Genomic DNA, 17701 nt, shown 5'->3' on the forward strand with positions numbered 1-17701 from the left:
TGTACAGTAAAAGCGAGGCGGCCAGGTACGGCTTGTGTACAGTAAAAGCGAGGCGGCCAGGTACGGCTTGTGTACAGTAAAAGCGAGGCGGCCAGGTACGGCTTGTGTACAGTAAAGCGAGGCGGCCAGGTACGGCTTGTGTACAGTAAAAGCGAGGCGGCCAGGTACGGCTTGTGTACAGTAAAAGCGAGGCGAAAAGGTACGGCTTGTGTACAGTAAAAGCGGTCAGGTTCCGGTCGGCGCAACGTTAAGGACAACAGCCGGCTTCGGCTCGCGTGCGGCCAAAGGCAGCCGCCCGCGGCTCGGCCAATTGATGGGATGCGAAGGAGGAGCAGACGTGAAGGACCCTTTTTTCTTCCCCGGCTTTTTCACTTCGTTCCATGTGTGGAGCGTCCTGTATCGAAATGCGGACAAAGGCTGGGTGTATCCGAACCATAAGCACCCGCTGTTCGAAATTTTGTATTGCGAGAGCGGCGAGATGAGCGAGTGGGTGAACGGCGTGGAATACCGGCTGCAGGCCGGCGATCTGATCGTCGTCAATTCGGGGGTGCTGCACTATCCCGAGGCGCACGAGGACAGCCGCTACTTCAATTTCCATTTCGACATTGAGCCGCGCGAGGTGCATTCCTTGTTCCACAGGCTGCCGAGGCCGATCGTGAGCGCTGCGCAGCCGCCGGACATTCGCCAGGAGCTGCGCGCCTGGATGGACCGTCTGATCGGCCTGTTTCCGTCGGCGGAAGGGCCTGCCTTCACGCAGAAATTGATGCTGCAGTCGGCTATGCTGCAATTTTTGGCGTTCATGCTGGAGAAAATTGTCATCCCCGATATCGAGAAGGGGGAGGGCGCCACCACGTCGCAGCGGCACATCGCCAGCGAGACCGCTTATTTGCTAGAGACGTGCGGCGGCTCGGAATCCGTGCAAATTTCGGCGCTGGCCGACCGGCTGAATGTGCACCGCAACTACGTGACGAAGTGCTTCAAGCAGGTGTACGGCATCTCGCCCAAGCATTATTTGAACAAGGTCAAGATCGAGAAGGCGAAAAAGCTGCTGCAGGAATCGACGCTGTCGATCGAGGCGATCGCCGAGACGCTTCATTTTTCGTCGGCCGCTTATTTTTGCAAGTTTTTTCGCGCCCATGTCGGCAGCACCCCGCTGCAATACCGCACCGGCGTCAAAGCGTAAGCGCATCCGGTGTCGGCTGAACCAGGGCCGACCGACGAGGCGCTATTCGTTCGCTATAGGCTCCAGCGCGAAATAGAGCTGGGGGCCTTGCCTTAGGTGGGGCCGATCCGCGCTCCTCGCTCCAGGCTGGCTCCCGTGCCTCAGGCTGGGGCACAGGACCCGACCAGCTGTGCGCTTTTCGAGGCGACGCCACGAAGCTCCCATCAGCGGCTCGAACAGGCGCCAAAAGCATCCTGCCGAGTCCGAGACGGAATCCGACCCGCGAGGAGAGTCGCTTATGACGGGCGGTTCCTTCCGCCATCGGTCGCCACCTGCGGTGCCTGAAAATTCAGCGTGTGGATACCGCCGAATTTTTGAGAAGAGCCGTCTATCACGAGCGATTCCTATCGTTATCGGTCGTCACCTGCGGTGCCCGAAAATTCGCCGATGGACTTCGCCGAATTATCAAGATAGCCCCCCGTGCCGCTGGCGCATCACCATCAGATGATGAAAACGGGCCGCCCGCCCTGGGCTATTTTCAAGATAGACCCCCATGCTGCTGGCGCATCACCATCAGATGATGAAAACGGGCCGCCCGCCCTGGGGGTTATTTTCAAGATAGACCCCCATGCTGCTGGCGCATCACCATCAGATGATGAAAACGGGCCGCGCCCCAAGCGCTATTTTCAAGATAGGCGCAAAAGTTGTATTTTGTACAACAAAAACGGGGGGATAACCCCTGTTTGCGACTCAATGTTGTACTTTGTACAACATTTTTGGCAATATTTCCGGTTTTGAAGCCAATCACGCCCAAATTGTTGCACAAAATGCAACATTCTCCTTCCTTTTGTGCGAAGGGGGCAGAAAAAGTTGCATTTTTTGCAGGATTTGTCGCCTCATGTGCCCGAGTGTGCCCAGGGAGGGGACACGCTAACGCGGATTTCGAATGCTGACATGGAACGTCTTTTCATGCTCGTTAGCCCAGGGTGCTGTTTCGCCGGGCTAACGCTAGCCAGAGAGCTTATTTCCCTCGAAACGATCGTTTTGACATTCTAACGCAAGTAAGCAGCCTTACTTCGGCATTTTGAGCGACCAGATTCAGCGTTTCTGGCCAAATAGCGTTACTACGTTTCGTTACATTTTAAAAACGGTGCGATTCAGCAAAATAGCGTTTGTCACGAGCGTTAGAGATTTGAAGCTTCGGCAGGAGCGCAGGAAGGAGCAGCGAGTCCCGGGCTATTTTCAAGATAGGCGCAAATGTTGTATTTTGTACAACAAAAACGGAGGGATAACCCCTATTTGCGACTCAATGTTGTACTTTGTACAACATTTTTGGCAATATTTCCGGTTTTGAAGCCAATCACGCCCAAATTGTTGCATTTTTTGCAGGATTTGTCTCCTCATGTGCCCGGGGCACGGTGAGGGGCAGCGCTAACGCGAAGTTTGAGCGCTCAAGCGGAGTTCAAACGCCACGCGGAATCAAACGCTCAAGCGGAGTTCAAACGCCACTTTCGGAGTTCGACCGCGACGCACAGTTCGACCGCTAAACGTGCAGTTCGAGAGCCTTCGGCTGAGCGTCCCCGATCCGCAAGCCTTCTCTTGCTGATTGTCTTTCGCTAACGCTTGCCACAGGGCTTATTTCATTCGGGCTTGACATTCTAACGCTAGCGAGCGGCCTTAGTCCGCATTTTTGGCTATCAGATTCAACATTTCTGACCAAATAGCGCTGCTCAGTTTCGTTACATTGTTAACGATGGGCGTTTCAGCAAAATAGCATTTGTTACAAGCGTTAGAGATGACTTGCAGTCCGGAAGCTTCCGGAAGACCCGCCTGGTCCGCTTTTAGCTGCTGGGTTTATGCTGCCTGAGACTATGCCCTGCGGCCTTCAGCTCTGATCGCAGCCCCCAAATGCGAAACCGCTGGTGACTCGGAATAAGTCATTGAGCGGTTTTCATAATTTCCGAATGAGCCTGCAATGTGTGCAAAAATGATATTTTTCGATTCTTTTGTAAATTGTTTCACCTTTCCGGGCCGTGATATGATTGGTTTGAAGCGCTTACACAAAAAGACGGCGCAGCGATTCGCAATGCGATGGAGGGGACGCGGGTGAAAAGACATTTTTGCACACTGGCGGCATCGGCCTGGTTGCTATTGGCGGCCGCCGGATGCGGCGGGGATGGGGGCGCGAGTGCGCCGGCCAATCCGGACGCCTCTGGGCCGCACAATGCGCCGCAGCAGGAAGAGCCGGTCAAGCTGCTGATGGCCCAAAAATGGTCGGAAATCAACGAAGCCGATTTTCAAACGTTTATTGTCGAGCCGTTGAAGCAGAAGTATCCGCATATCGAGATTGAGCTGCTGAAGGGAGAAAACATTCCCGAGATGATCGCCGCAGGTCAGGTCCCCGACCTGGTCGCCACCTGGGTGAACCTGCTGCCGGATTACCAGGACCTCGATCTCGTGGAGGATATGACGCCGCTGATCAAAAAGCATAACTTTGACGTGACCCGCCTGGGCGACGTGTACGTGGAGACGATCCGCAAGTATGACAAGGATGGCGGTCTTGTCGCCCTGCCATATGACAGCAATTTTAACGTCATTCATTACAACAAGGATATTTTCGATAAATTCGGCGTCGCTTACCCGAGGGACGGGATGACGTGGGAGGAGACGATCGAGCTGGCCAGGAGCGTCAGCCGGACGGAAGGAGGCATCCGTTACCGCGGTCTGGAAACGGGAGGCTACGGCAACCTGGCGCTACAGCGGGCGCTCCCCTCTATCACGGAGGCGGGCTCGAATCTCGGCGACGAACGTTGGAGAAGCGTGCTCCAGCTTGCCAAGACGATCGAGAAAATCCCGAACAACGAGCCGGTGCCGGACGTCCATCCGCGCAACCAGTTCATCAAGGACCGCAATTTGGCGATGTTCGTGACCGGGTACAATTTTAACCTTCTGAACGGGGAAGCGGCTCGAGGACTCAATTGGGATTTGGCGCAGGCCCCGAGTCTCGCGGATCAGCCGAATGTCGCCGGGATGGTCGACGTGCACGTCATATTCGTCACCAAGACGAGTCCGAACAAGGACGCCGCATTCAAGGTTGTGGAACTGCTGACCTCGGATGAGATTCAGCGGAAAATGACGCGCTCCTCCGGCAAATTGTCGGCGCTGAAGGATACGTCCATCCGCAAGGAGCTGGGCGCCGATATGCCGATTTTGCAGGGCAAGAACCTGGAGGCGATCTTCAAGGGCGAATATATTCCCGCTTATACGTCCGTAAGAAAATATCCGGATGCCGGCAAAATATTGAACGAGGAAGTGGCGAAGTTTTTGCAGGATGAGCAGGATTTGAATACGGCGCTGCGCATTGCCGAGGAGCGTCTGCAAAATCATATTCGACAGATCGATGCGGGAGGCGGAGGCCAATGACGCAGCTGAAGGAAGGCGCAGCGGATCGGCGGACGGCGCTTGTGAACGGAGCTTTATGGACAGACACGTCCGGGCAGCCGATTCACGCACACGGCGGCGGCATGCTTCAGGACGGCGGGTATACGTATTGGTTCGGCGAGGACCGCAGGGGCCACCGCCGCGTGTCCTGCTACCGGTCGGCCAATCTGATCGACTGGGAATTTCGCGGCGACGCGCTGACGTTGCATTCGCCGTTCCGGCCGCTCGAGACGCGCACCGATCCGCGGCTGATTACCGACCCGGATACGGGAAGGGGCGCCAATATCGAGCGGCCAAAAGTCGTTCGCAACCCGCGCACCGGCCAGTATGTGATGTGGATGCATTGGGAGAACGGGAAGGATTATGCCGATGCCCGCTGCGCGGTCGCTACCTGCGATACGGTGGACGGGGAATACGTATACCGCGGCAGCTTCAATCCGGTCGGCCATATGTCCCGCGACTGCACGCTGTTTGTCGACGACGACGGCACGGCGTACTTCATCTCCGCCGCGAGGGATAATGCGGATTTGCACATCTATCGGCTGAGCGAGGATTACCTCGCGATCGACGAGCATGTGAAGACGCTGTGGCCCGGCCAATACCGCGAAGCGCCGGCGATGATGAAGCGCGGCGGCATCTATTTCCTGGTGACGTCGGGCTGCACGGGCTGGCTGCCCAATCAAGGCAAATACGCCTTCGCGGACAGCATCACCGGCCGCTGGTCGCCGCTGTACGATTTGGGCGGGCCGACCACCTTCGATACACAGCCGACATACATCTTGCCGGTTCACGGCAAGGAAGCGACAAGCTGGCTTTATATCGGCGACCGCTGGGACCCGACCGATTACCACCGCTCTTCTTATGCGGCGCTGCCTCTCACGTTCCCGGACGAGAGGACGATGCGGCTCGCATGGGCCGATTCCGTCGCGCCTCACGAAGCGGCAGGCATCATGGCGGCAGCGGCGGGGGAAGGCAGCGGGCGCTGCCGCATTCGCACGGCCTCGCACCGCTACCTGGCTTCGCAAGCGGCCGCAGCCGGACCGGAACCGCAGCGCAGCCGGTCGCCGCAAGCGGCCGCAGCCGGGCCGGAACCGCAGCGCAGCCCGTCGCCGCAAGCGGCCGCAGCCGGGCCGGAACCGCAGCGCAGCCGGTCGCCGCAAGCGGCCGCAGCCGGGCCGGAACCGCAGCGCAGCCGGTCGCCGGAGGCGGCCCTGGCCGAGCCGGAACCGCAGCGCAGCCCGTCGCCGGAGGCGGCCCTGGCCGAGCCGGAACCGCAGCGCAGCCGGTCGCCGCAAGCGGCCGCAGCCGGTCCGGAACCGCAGCGCAGCCGGTCGCCGCAAGTGGCCGCAGCCGGGCCGGAACCGCAGCGCAGCCGGACATCGCAAGCGGCCGCAGCCGGGCCGGAACCGCAGCGCAGCCGGTCGCCGCAAGCGGCCGCAGCCGGTCCGGAACCGCAGCGCAGCCCGTCGCCACAAGCGGTCGCGGCAGGCGCGGCCTCGCCTCCGCAGGGTGCCGCGGTTGTCGCCGCGGCGCTCTCATACGCCGCTTCCGGGCAGCTGTGGACGCTGGAGCCGGCGGAAGGCGATTACGTCTTCATCCGGCACGCGGATAGCGGCGGCTATTTGACGCTGCTGGAGGCGGGGGAGGCGGCGATTTCGCCGGTCGCGCTTGCCATGCGGCGGGATGGCGAGCGGCAGCAGTGGCTTCTCGTCCCGGCCGGAGACGGAGCGCGGCATACGATCCGCAGCCGCGCAGGCGGACTCGCGCTGACGCTGAACCGGGAGCATGACGGGCTGCTGCATGCGGCGGCGCTTCGGGATGACCGGGACGGCCGGCAGGCGCAGACGTTTTTGATCGCCGAACATTACGGAGTGCAATGAAAATAGCGAGCGCATGGGCAGCAATAGCGATGGGAACCGCGATGGCGCTGCTTGATGGTCCGAACCGCTGAAGCCTAGCAGCAGGAGCGTGATGTGCCCCGAAGGGAAACCTTCGGGGCTAGCCTGTTTCCGGCGGGACCTGCGGGCGCGCCTCCCCGGCAAGAGCGTCACAGAAACTTTTTGTTCCCTGCATAACGTCTTTGCGATAAAATAATAGCTTCACCAGATAAAAATGGAGAGGGAGAGCGTTCCCTTCCTCCCATCCGCTTTTTAAGGAGTGAGACGATTGCTGACCGATGTGAAAACGAATTTGAACGATCCGGCGATTTTGGAGCTGCTGGACTACGCCTCGGCCGGGGACGCGGAGCCTTTGGAAAGCACGCTGGACGCCTATCGGAGCCGCGCGGAATGGAAGCTGTACGGATTCGAGGAAGAAGGAGAATGGATCGGGCTTGTAGGCTTTTCCCTGCAGGACGGAAGGCTGGAGCTGAAGCATTTGTGCGTGCACCCGGAATCGCAGGGGCTCGGATACGGAAGAGGCCAGCTTCTGGAGCTGATCGAGCAGTTCGGCCCGAGCGAAATTGTGGCGGAGACGGATGAGGCAGGGGCCGGATTTTTCCGCGGCATCGGCTTTGAAGTCGTTAGCCTGGGGGAGAAGACGCCGGGCGTCGAGCGGTTTCAGTGCAGGTATGTCGTGGACCAGGAAGAAGAATGAAGGCGCATTGCATGGCGGCCGCCAAGCGGGGCCATTGCCGCGCAGCAAGCCGGGAGAGCGGCCGCTGCCGGCCGTTAGCCGCTGCGCCAGACGGCCTCGGCGGCGCGCGCCAGCTCCGGACAATCGGCCAGCCCGCCGTCCAGGAGCTGCTTCAGGCGAAGCAGCCTCTCCTGCGGCAGGTCCGGAATCGCGTCCGCGATCAGCGCCTCGTACCGGACGGCGTAGCTCCGCACTCGCAAGGCCGCTCCCGCCGCGGCCGCCAATAGTTTCCGCCCGTCGGGCATTTCCTGAATGCGCCAGCGGTGCTTCATGATATAGTCGAGGGCGTCGCGCTTCACGAGCTGAGGGGCGATTTTGCAAATTTCCCCGAAGTACCGGATGAAATCCGGCTCGAACCCGCTCGGCACAAGGCTGCTCAGCTCCAGATCCAGGTCTGCGCGCAGCAGCATCCGGTTCAGGCAGAGCAGCTTCAGCACCTTGACCTGATCCCCTTCGATCAAATACCCGATTTCCCTCAGCTTTTCATAGGCAGTCTTGTAATCCCCCGACTTCAGATCGTCCGCCGCCGATTCGATGTCCCGCAGCAGGCCTTCCCGGATGCCCGGAAGCTCATCCTCCAGTAGCCGCTTCAGCATGGACGTCTCCAGCGCCTCGCGAAAGCGGCCGCACCGCAGCAGGCAGGCGTACAGCACGGCGGCGCCTCCGCTCAAGGCGACGGCGGCCGCCAGCTCGATCCCGCTGCGCGCCAGGAAGCATCCGGCCAGCGCGACGGCGGCGAAGACGAGCATGTCTCTAAGCTCGGCGCGGCGGGCGCGGCGGCGGGCGATCGCGCGCAGCGGAACGTAGTTGTCCCCGGCTCCGCAGGACGCGCACGGCAGATCGTGCAGCACGGTGTAAGCGCCGCAGCGGCCGCACTGCCTCAGGCGCTCGAAGCGGTATCGGGTTCGCGCACTCGGGCGAAAGCGGACAGGCAGCCTCTCTGTCATCGGATCTCCTCCCGGTTCAATCGTCTGCGCAGGCGATCGTCGATCTGCTCCAGCGTTCCCGCTTGCTTTCGGTGCAGCACGGCGTGCCTCCAACGTACGACCGCAAACAGCATCAGCATGACAAGAACGACGACAATATTCATGCTTTCACCCCAATGGTCGTGGAATTTCCCTTTATTTTCAAAAAAATTAAGAAAAAAATAAGGTTTGTGAAGTATTATTATAAATATACAGCGTCTATTATTAGTGCTTAGTTGACACGAGTACCTATATTCATACCATCTTTTACGTTTTGCGACAAATAAAAATTCGCGTAAAAGCTATCGCGCGCTGTCGAAAGAGCGGTTGTGAAACATGCAGGGGGTTACGAGATTGATGAGGATGAGAAGGTTGCGCACCATTTCCGCCGCCGCGCTGCTGGCGATCGGGATCGGCGCAGGAGGGAGCCTGGGGAGCAGTTACGGTTCGGGACAAGCATGGGCCGCCGTGCCGGGGCTGCCGCTCGCAGCGGCTGCGGCGCAGAGCCAGGCGCAAGGCGCCGCCGGTTTGGCGGCCAGCGATACGAAGCTCGATGCCGTGCTGGCCGTGGACGTCAGCACCTCGATGGACCAAAGCGACGTCAACAAGGTCAGCTTCGAAGCGATGAAAATGTTCATCGATATGGCTTCCGTCCAGGGGGATAAAATCGGGGTCATCGCTTATACGGACAAAATTTTGCGGGAGAAGGCGCTGCTGAAGATCGGCGGTCCGCAGGACAAGCAGAGCCTGAAAACGTTCATCGACCAGTTGACGAGAGGCCCGTATACAGATATTGCGGTCGGCGTCAGCGAGGCGGTCAAGGTGCTGGAATCGGGAGCCGAGGCAGGGCATGTCCCGCTCATCGTGCTGCTGACGGACGGCAACAATTCGCTTGGCAAAGGGAGCTCGCAGCAGCAGTCCGACCAGGTGCTGGACGACGCCATACAGCGGGCCAAGGAGAAGGGGATTCCGATCTACACGATCGGGCTGAACGCCGACGGCCAGTTGAACAAGCAAGTGCTGGAGCGGATCTCCGGCGAAACCGGCGGCAAGCTGTTCGTGACGAGCACCGCCGATGCGCTGCCGGGCATCTTGAGCGAGATTTACGCCGCCCACCTGAAGCTGAAGGTCGTCCCGCTGCAAGGATTTACGGCAAACGGCGGCTTCCAGGAGGTCAAGGTGCGCATTCCGAACGACAGCGTGCTCGAAGCGAACATTTCCGTCATGTCGGGCAAGCCGGTCGAGCTGCAGCTGACCGATCCGTCGGGCCAAAGCCAAAACTTTCCGTCTGATTCGATCGTCTACAGTGCATCGAGCGCTTATTCGCTGCTCAAGCTGCTTCGTCCCGATCAAGGGGACTGGACGCTGAAGATCAAAGGGGTGCCGAAGGAAAAGGTCGAAATCAACCTGGTATACAATTATGACATTCAGGTCGTATTCGCTGCGCTGCCGTCCTCCGCTTATAAGCCCGGCGACGTCGTCCCGGTGGAGGCCAGGCTCGAATCGAACGGACAGCCGGTGACGGACGCAGAGCTCTACAAGCAGGCAAAGGCGACGCTCGTCGTCGCGGACCAGGATGCGGGAACCGTGAGAGAAGAGCCGCTCGCCCTCTCGGCTGCCGGCATTAAGGGAAGCTTCAAGATACCGGAGCCGCACCATTACGAGCTGAAGGTGAAGGTGGAGGACGCCAATTTCGTCCGGGAGTCGCTGCCGGTAACGATCGCGGCCAAGTCGGGCGGAGCCGGAGTCTCGCCCGCTGCGGACGAAGGGAAGCGGCTCTTGTCGCCGGCCGGCTGGGTCGCTGCCGCCGCGGCCGCGCTGGCGGTGATCGCCGCGCTGGTCATGGCGCTGTCCTATTACCGGAAGGCCAACCGCGGCTTCGTCGGCCAATTGGTCGTCGAAATTACCGATGAGGATACCGGCGAACGGACGAGCCCGCAATACCGCAAGCTGAGCGCCTTCAAAGGCAAGCTCCAGCTGCACCAGCTGCTGCAGCTCGCCCCGGAATTCGCCGAGACGAAGAAGATCGTATTTCGTCCCGCGCCGGGCGACATGCTGACCGTCATCAACGAGGCGGGCTGCGCCATCGAGAAGGGCGGGCGGCTCTTGGACGCCGCAAAGCCCCATCAGCTGCGGGCGAACGACCGCATCAAAATTACGCTGCAAAACGTCAACAAAACGATTACGCTCGAATATTTGAAGTAACGCTTATGCCGAATCGAAGCCGAATTCGCAGCGCCGATCGGCACGCCGCGCCAGGCGGGGCCCGTCATCGCGGCGCGCGTTACCCAAGGAGGATACCTGAAGCATGAAGGCAGTCGTCAGAGAGCATATACAGCAGCTGGACATCTCGCTGGGAGGAGGCATCATCAGCGAGAAAATCCGCGTCGATACGATCGACAATCCGATGCTCGTCATCGGCCTGGGCGGCACCGGCATCGATGCGCTGCTGCGGCTGAAGTACCAGATCAACCGCAGGTTCAAGCTGCCGGAGGACCCTTTTACGAAGAAAAAGAAGGACAAGCCCGACAACGTCGAGTTCATCGCCTTCGAGACGAACGAGCACGACCGGAACAAGAAATACAAGGGCGTCGGCCTCGATCCGATGACCGAATTCGTGCTGCTGTCCAACGCCGAGATCGGCAGCGTATTGCAAAACCGCAGCGTGCTCGAGCCGTATATTAAAGAGTGGCTGTCGCCGGAGCTGACGATCACCGACGGCATCAACGGCGCTTCCGGCGTGCGCCAGGCCGGCCGGCTGCTGCTGTTCACGAAGATCGTGCACGTCGTGCAGACGATCGAGCGCAAGATCAAGACGCTGTCCGTCGGCACCAACAAGAAGCTGATGGTGTTTCTGCTCACCGGCTTGTCAGGGGGCACCGGCAGCGGCTGCTTCCTCGACATCGCCTATATTGTGCGGGGAATTATGGAGCGCGATTTCGGCCCGGCCGGCGTCGACAAGGTGAGTCTGCTCGGCTATTTGTTCGCGCCTGACGTCAACCTCGCGAACAAGAGCCTGACCGAGCATTCGCGCGAATACATCAAGAAGAACGGCTATGCCGCGCTGAAGGAGCTCGACTACTGGATGAACGTCGACGAGCGCGGCGAGCGGTTCAAGCAGCAGTACGCGAACATTCTGAACGTCAACTCGCCGATGCCGCCGTTTAACCTGGCCCATCTGATCTCGGCGACCAATCTGGAAGGGAAGCTGCTGGAGAACGCCTACGATTACTGCATGAACGTGACGGCGGAGAACATTACGAACTTCATGGCCAGCGAGGACAAGCAGTCCGGCGAAGAGTTCGCCATCCACGATTACATCAGCAACATCCGGACGAACATCAACCAGATGCCGAAGGCGTACGCGGCGAACTATCAATACAATATACTGGGAGCTTCCTCGGCGGTGCTGCCGATCGAGGAAATGACGACGTACCTGGCCTTCAAGGTGTTCAAGCGGATGGAGCAGATGTTCGCCGCCGGGCCGCAGCAGGAGGACGTGGAGAAGCTGGCCCGCAAGCTCGGGATCGACCCGGATTCCATTCACCGCGAATTTCACAAGCATGTCCCGGAGCCGCTGGCAGGCTACCAGAACAGCGAGCGGCTCAGCTACCATAACGTCATCAAGCAGCAGATCGTGCATCTGGATACGGAGCTGGAGCAGACGTTCCTGTCGCGAGCCCGCGAGGAATATATCAAAATCCGCAAGCAGCTGCCCGGCCAGATCAAGGAGAAGTTCACGGAGCAGGCGACGAAGCTGTTCCTGCATCCCGAGCACGGGCCGTTTTACGTCTCGCGGCTCATCCTGCAGGACAAGGGCTTCTGCCTTCTGAAGCTGATCTCCTCGTACATCGAATCGCTCAAGGAAAGCTTGTACCGCATTCCGCGCGACATCGAGGCGGCGGAGGAAATATCGCAGCAGAAGCTGGGGGAAGCGCGCAGCGCGTTCATCTCCAAGGACAAGAAGAAGGACGCCTATATCGAAGCGAAAATACAGGAGTACCTGCTGCACGCCGACCGCGAGCGAATGGAGCAGATGATCGAGTTTTACGAGGAACTCTATTCGCTGATTCATCAGGACAATACCCGCATTTATCAGGTATTTACGGAAATATTGAACGAGCTGAACCGCATCTTCGAGAAAAATGGCAACATTCTGCTGAACGGCCAGGAAGAGGTGGATCATCGCGGCAACCGGACGTACTATTGGAACGTGGTCAGCGTGCCGGACATGGCCAAGCTGATCGGCGAGGCGACGGACGAGCGCAACGCCGAGGAGCTGATCCGCGATTTTACGGGCAAGCTGCTCGAGCAGTCGCACCGCTGGATCAAGGAGCAGGAGGTCGACGTGATCAGCTCGGTCTCCGACTTTTTGACAGAGCATTTCGGAGAGCTGATTACGAAGTCGATGGAGGATTACTTGACGATCAAGTACGGGCAGGACGATTCCGTCGAGAAGCTGGTGGAGCAGAAAATCGCCAGCCGCCTGTACGAGGAAGCGAAGCCGGTCTTCCATCTGACCAACAGCTCCGGCCATTTCAATTTCCCGTCGTGGGGCTTCGTCTCGGTGCCGGTCAAAGCACCGGGCATTTTCAAGGGGATACGCAATTTCCAGGATAACGCGATCGCGAACAGCCGCTTTACGATCAAGGAGAGCGAAGTGAGGAACCGGATTTTCTGGCTGAACACGCAGAACGGCATTCCGCTGTTCCTTTATACGCCGCTCAAGGTGTACGAGGAGAGCTACGAACGGACGATTCTCGAGCCGGAAGGCATCGGGCGGCACCTGGTTCAGACGGACAAGATGAACTGGACGTATTTGCCGTCGCCGATCCCGGAAAAATCGTGGGGCGATACGTACGTCAACGAAAGGGTGCGGCGGCACAACCGGGAAGTGCGCGAGCTGTTCGACCGGGCGGTCGCGTACCGCTGCATTCGCGAAAAAACGACAGACAGCGGCACGATCAACCGCTACGAGTGCGTGCTGACGAAGCCGTTCGAGCTGGACGCGTTCATGCAGTCGTTCGATCTGCAGCTGGCTTCGCCGCAGCCGAATCTCGGCGAGCTCAAGCGCTGCGCCGGGGAGCTCGGCAAGCTGCTGCAGGACGGGCTGGAGCCGGAGGGCGTCAAAGATATTTTCGGCAGCGTAAATGAGGAGATGGCGAAGGAGAACTTGATCCGCTCGCCGGAGCTGGCGCAGCGCGTGAAGGAAGAGGTGCGCAAGTGCGACGCCATCGCCCGCGCGATCGCCGAGCTTGAGGAGCGCATCCGCCAGCGTCAGGACGAGGACAGGGCGATTCGCCAATTCATCGAGGCGATGTATACGTCGACGATCCGCAAGCGGGGCGCGCTGTACGTATACGACCACGATCCGGAAGAAGATCCGTGGGAGCCTTTCGTCAACGTGATGCAGATCGGCAAATTCGTCGAGTACGAAATTTACGCCAAAATCCGCGCGCTTCCCGAGAAGCAGCGGCATCAGCTGGAGCGCAAGATCGCCAGGCGCGTGCAGCAGATGACCTCTTCCGAGGAGATCGGCGAGCTGATCGCGGCGCTGTCGGAGATGGCGGCCTCCTATCAGGAAGCCCGTTCGACGCTCGACTACGACCGCGCGGAGCTGGCGAATGGCGAAGAGCTGTACCGCTTCTACAAGCAGATTTCCACGCAGGTTAGCGACATGCTGCGCAGTCTGAAATAAAGGCGGCGGGCCGCAAGGGGTTAACAGAGCATAAAGGGGACGAAAAGGGGACGAACACATATGATGGAACGCTTGCGGAAGGAGGAGGACGCCGCCCGCGCCGTGCGCGAGATGCTTCGCCATTTTGCGGACCTTAGCGAGATCGAGCTGGCGGAGGCGGGCGAGGAAGAGGACGATCTGCGCAGCCTGAACAATCCGCTCGTCTATCTGTTTCTCGGCGATTCGTCGGCCGGGCTGCTGAAGCGGGTGGCGGAGGCGAACCGCCGCCGCTGGCGAAACAGCGGCGGCGTCGGTTACCTTTACGTCGGCGCGGACAACGGCGAGCTGCCGGAAGGGGACCAGCTGTACCGCTGGCAGCCTGCCGCGGCGGGCGAGAGCGGGGACAAGCGGACCGTCCGGCCGGAGCTTAAGCGGCGCATGTACCGCGACGACGACAAGCTGCTCGAGCTGAACGTGACGCTGCGGCGGATGAACGCCCGGATCAGCGAGTTCGGCCGGATGTACGCCAATCTGCAGCGGCTGCATGTCTCGGTCGTCGTCCGCGCGGACGATCCGTACAGCGTGCTGCTGCCGGAGCTGACGGTGCTGATGAAGGCCGTCTTCGGCGAGAGCTTCCGCTCGGTGCTGACGGACGCGTACGTGGTGCTGTCGGAACGGCAGACGGAAGCGGATTACGCCTACCGCGCATCGCTGGGCGTCGCCCTGCTCAAGGAGCTGGACCGCTGCCAGGCCAAGAACTACCGCTTCCAAGCGGAGCTGCAGCGGACGGGAGACGGCATTCGGCTGCCGGTCGAGCACACGCCGTCTCCGCTGTTTGATACCGTCTATCTGCTCAGCGACAAGGACGAGCGCGGCCTGTTCGCAGGCGATCCGGAGCAGGTGTTTTGCGAGATCGTCAGCGGCCTCAGCCTGCTGAAGAACCGCAAGCGCCCGGAGGAGGCCGATCCGGAGGCCGGCAGCTATCATCATCAGCTGTTCAAGCAGGGCATCGCCTCTCCCGACGGGGAGACGCCTACGTACGCGTCGGCCGGGCACGCCAAGGTGAGCCGGCCGAACGCGGCGATCGCGCTCAACGTGCTGTACCGCACCTACAAGCATGTGCTGGAACGCATGCAGGAGCGCAGCGAGGAGGGCGCGCGGGAGGCGGCGGAGCTGCTGGAGCTGGACCCCGGCCAATGGGACCGCCAGCTTCGGGCGGTGCTGCCGGAGCGGGAGCAGGCTCTGGATGCCATGCGCGGCCTGATGCACGGACCGGCGCCGCTCGCGGAGCTGCGGACGATGTCTTTGCGGCAGGCTGAGGCCGCGCTGTACGGCGGGCATGCGGCCGATTTCTTCGCCGCGCAGATCGCGCGTCCGGCGGCCGCCGCGCTGGAGAAGCGGGACGCGCCCGGCAAGCTGGAGCGGCTGCTGGAGGGCCGCGTCGTGGGCGATCCGCTGCACGGCTTCTACAGCGCGTATGTCTGGACGGCCGGCGGCGACGCCGGCGCGCTGCGCCAAGGGCTGCAGGCGCAGCTGAGGCAGACGACCGGGCTCTTGGAGCAGGGCCGCGAAGAGCTGGAGCGGCTGCTGGACGAGCCGGTCGCGGCCCGGCCGTATGCCAGGGGCTCGCTGCTGTCGTGGCTGAAGCCGGCGGCGCCGGTCAGGCAGCTGGCCCGCGAGCTGCTCGGCGAGATCTACGGGCTGCGGTACGAGCTGCTGGAGCTGGAGCTGAAGCAGCGCCTGCTCGCCGGCTGCCTGCGCAAGCTGGAGGAGCTGCACGAGCGGGTAAAGCCGTTCGCCGAGCGGCTTATTCGGCTGGAGCAGACGCTCAAGGAAGCGAGCCGGGCGGGCATATCCTCGCTGCAGGAAGAGGCCGGGCGCAATATCGACGAATATTACGGCCAGGTGGTCAGCGCGCTGATGGAGCAGCTGGAGAGCCGCCGCGGGGAGCGGTTTCTCTTCACGGAGCAGGGGCTCGGCAACGTCTCCATGCTGATCGCCCAAGGCGAGGCGGCGCTGCTGGCCAAGCTGGCGGAGCTCGTCCGCCGGGAGCTGTTCGGCCACCCGCTATTTCGCCGCAGCTTCGAGGACGAGCTGCTGGAGCGGGCCAACGTATCGGCCGGTTACGAGAGCCGCGACCTCTTGTCGAAGGAACAGCTGTTTCGGGATCTGTATGAGACGCTGGAGCAGGAAGCCGCCGTTCGCATCGACGTGTACGGCATGACGCACCGCCACCGGTATGACGAGAAATATTTTATCGGCGACGAGCGGAGCGAATTCATCCGCTACGCGTTCGCCGTCGATCACGGCAGCCGCACGTACAAGCTCGGCTGCGTGCATGAGCGGATGAAGAGCGGCATCGAGAAGCTGAACGTCACGGGCGGCTTCCGCATCTCGGACACGATGTATTACCGCAACGGGCTCAAATATTACGAGATGTACTGCCGGAACGGGTATGAATTCCACGATCGTTCCGGCCAAGAGGGGGATGCCGGTGAAACGGCGTAATGGAAGTGCGCTTATGACCGTCATGAGCGCCGCAGGCGGAGCCGCCGGGTTCGCGCTGGGCGAGCTTGTGCTGCAGTACGCGGACGGACGGTGGCATCCGATCTTGACGATCGGGGTCTATTTCGGCCAGCTGGCCCTGATCGTCGGCCTCTGTTGCCTGCTCGCCGAGACGATCTCGCCGAAGCTGAATGGCAGGCATTGGCGCCAGCGCTACGCGCGGGACAGCTGGAAGCTGCTTGTCCCCGCCACGCTGCTGATGCTGCTGGCCGCCGGAGCGCTGGCGCAGGCTGTCTACGGCCTGGAGATCGGCATCCGCACATCTTCGCCGCCCAAAGATTACGTGCTGCTGATCGATCAGTCCGAAAGCATGGCTTCGACCGATCCGGAGAAGCGCAGCGTGCAGGCGGTCCGGACGCTGCTGGACAAGCTGGAGCCGGATCACCGGGCGGCGGTATTCGCGTTCAACGAGGACGCCAGCATGATCTATCCGCTGACCGAGCTGCAGAACGCCGGCATCCGCGAGCGCATCGGCGCGGCCCTGGAGGAAGCTTACCGGCCTATAGGCAAAACCGATATCGGCGGCGCGCTGAGCGCGGCGATGGAGCATATCCGCGAGCAGCGGATCGCCGGGCGCGGGGTCGCGGTCATTCTCGTGTCCGACGGCTACAGCGAAACGGACGCGCAGGTGCTGGCCTCTTATGTGCAGGAGGGCGTCGCGGTACATACGGTAGGGATCGAATCGGAGGAGCAGGGCGTCCGGCTGCTGCAGCGGCTCGCCGCCGAGACGGGAGGCACGTACCAGGATGCCGGCCGGGCTGAGCGCATCGCGGAGGCGTTCGTCCGCATTTACGCCGACGAGCACCATCGGCTGCTGGTCGCCCCGCGCGCGGACGGCGGCGGACTGCACGGCGCGCTGCGGACAGGCCTCGTGCTGCTGATCGGCCTGCTGTTTGGCTTGGCGCTCGGCATCGTCTTCGACAACCGCTACTTGGCCGCAAGTTTCATGGCCGGCGGCGCCGTCGCCGGTCTGCTGGCCGGCCTGCTGCTCGAGCTCGGGCTGGCGGGCGCAGCCCATCCAAAGCTGTGGCGGCTTGCCGCCGACGTGACGCTGGCGCTCGTGCTGTCGCTGTCCACGCTCATCTTCCCGTACCGCGACGCCGCCGCAGAGCTTGTCCGCCTGCGCGGCAGAGGCGAAGGCGGGGGACTGCCGCGCGGCCGCTTCGGAACGAGGGGCCGCAGCGACATCGGCCCCGGCCGGCAGTTCCGATAACCGCCGGGAGCCGGCGATAGGGCGCAGCCGAGGCGCTGGCTCCC

Annotated in this window: 11 protein-coding genes; 9 read left to right on the forward strand and 2 right to left on the reverse strand. The window is 61.3% G+C overall.

Translation table 11 applies throughout. From position 1 onward, the window contains the following. The first annotated feature begins 337 nt into the window (after positions 1–337). The 5 genes from F591_RS0113465 to F591_RS0113490 all read left to right on the forward strand — a co-directional run bounded on the left by F591_RS0113465 (position 338) and on the right by F591_RS0113490 (position 7198). Complete coding sequence (locus F591_RS0113465; protein WP_019535135.1) at positions 338–1183, forward strand: AraC family transcriptional regulator; 846 nt, start codon at positions 338–340, stop codon at positions 1181–1183. Positions 1184–1642: 459 nt separating this feature from the next. Continuing rightward, positions 1643–1960: a hypothetical protein gene (locus F591_RS32290; protein ID WP_156829559.1), complete on the forward strand. Its 318-nt coding sequence runs from the start codon at positions 1643–1645 to the stop codon at positions 1958–1960. A 1308-nt stretch (positions 1961–3268) separates the two neighbouring features. After that, entirely contained in the window at positions 3269–4585 is a 1317-nt protein-coding gene (locus tag F591_RS0113475) for an ABC transporter substrate-binding protein (RefSeq protein WP_019535137.1), read from the forward strand. Beyond that, positions 4582–6483, forward strand: coding sequence for a family 43 glycosylhydrolase (locus F591_RS32000; protein WP_051109190.1), 1902 nt, complete (start codon positions 4582–4584; stop codon positions 6481–6483). The genes F591_RS0113475 and F591_RS32000 overlap by 4 nt, the downstream gene beginning before the upstream one ends. A gap of 277 nt (positions 6484–6760) precedes the next feature. After that, positions 6761–7198, forward strand: coding sequence for a GNAT family N-acetyltransferase (locus tag F591_RS0113490; protein WP_245581042.1), 438 nt, complete (start codon positions 6761–6763; stop codon positions 7196–7198). A gap of 74 nt (positions 7199–7272) precedes the next feature. Here F591_RS0113490 and F591_RS0113495 read toward each other — a convergent pair whose 3' ends face one another. Both F591_RS0113495 and F591_RS31440 read right to left on the reverse strand, forming a co-directional pair. Beyond that, entirely contained in the window at positions 7273–8184 is a 912-nt protein-coding gene (locus F591_RS0113495; RefSeq protein WP_019535139.1) for a hypothetical protein, read from the reverse strand. Further along, positions 8181–8327, reverse strand: a complete 147-nt coding sequence (locus F591_RS31440; protein ID WP_019535140.1) for a hypothetical protein — start codon at positions 8325–8327, stop codon at positions 8181–8183. Before F591_RS31440 ends, F591_RS0113495 begins: the two co-directional genes overlap by 4 nt. A gap of 232 nt (positions 8328–8559) precedes the next feature. Here F591_RS31440 and F591_RS0113505 point away from each other — a divergent pair, with 232 nt between their 5' ends. The 4 genes from F591_RS0113505 to F591_RS0113520 all read left to right on the forward strand — a co-directional run bounded on the left by F591_RS0113505 (position 8560) and on the right by F591_RS0113520 (position 17657). Further along, positions 8560–10407 carry a vWA domain-containing protein gene (locus tag F591_RS0113505; RefSeq protein ID WP_019535141.1) on the forward strand — a complete coding sequence of 616 codons (1848 nt, stop codon included), beginning with the start codon at positions 8560–8562 and terminating at the stop codon, positions 10405–10407. 103 nt (positions 10408–10510) lie between these two features. After that, complete coding sequence (locus F591_RS0113510; protein ID WP_019535142.1) at positions 10511–13900, forward strand: tubulin-like doman-containing protein; 3390 nt, start codon at positions 10511–10513, stop codon at positions 13898–13900. 60 nt (positions 13901–13960) lie between these two features. Continuing rightward, entirely contained in the window at positions 13961–16387 is a 2427-nt protein-coding gene (locus F591_RS28065) for a hypothetical protein (protein WP_019535143.1), read from the forward strand. Continuing rightward, on the forward strand, positions 16374–17657 hold the full coding sequence (locus F591_RS0113520) for a vWA domain-containing protein (protein ID WP_026326596.1): 1284 nt from the start codon (positions 16374–16376) through the stop codon (positions 17655–17657). The genes F591_RS28065 and F591_RS0113520 overlap by 14 nt, the downstream gene beginning before the upstream one ends. The last annotated feature ends 44 nt before the right edge of the window (positions 17658–17701 follow it).

The organism is Paenibacillus ginsengihumi DSM 21568 (genome assembly GCF_000380965.1).
In the GTDB taxonomy this organism is placed as follows: domain Bacteria; phylum Bacillota; class Bacilli; order Paenibacillales; family NBRC-103111; genus Paenibacillus_G; species Paenibacillus_G ginsengihumi.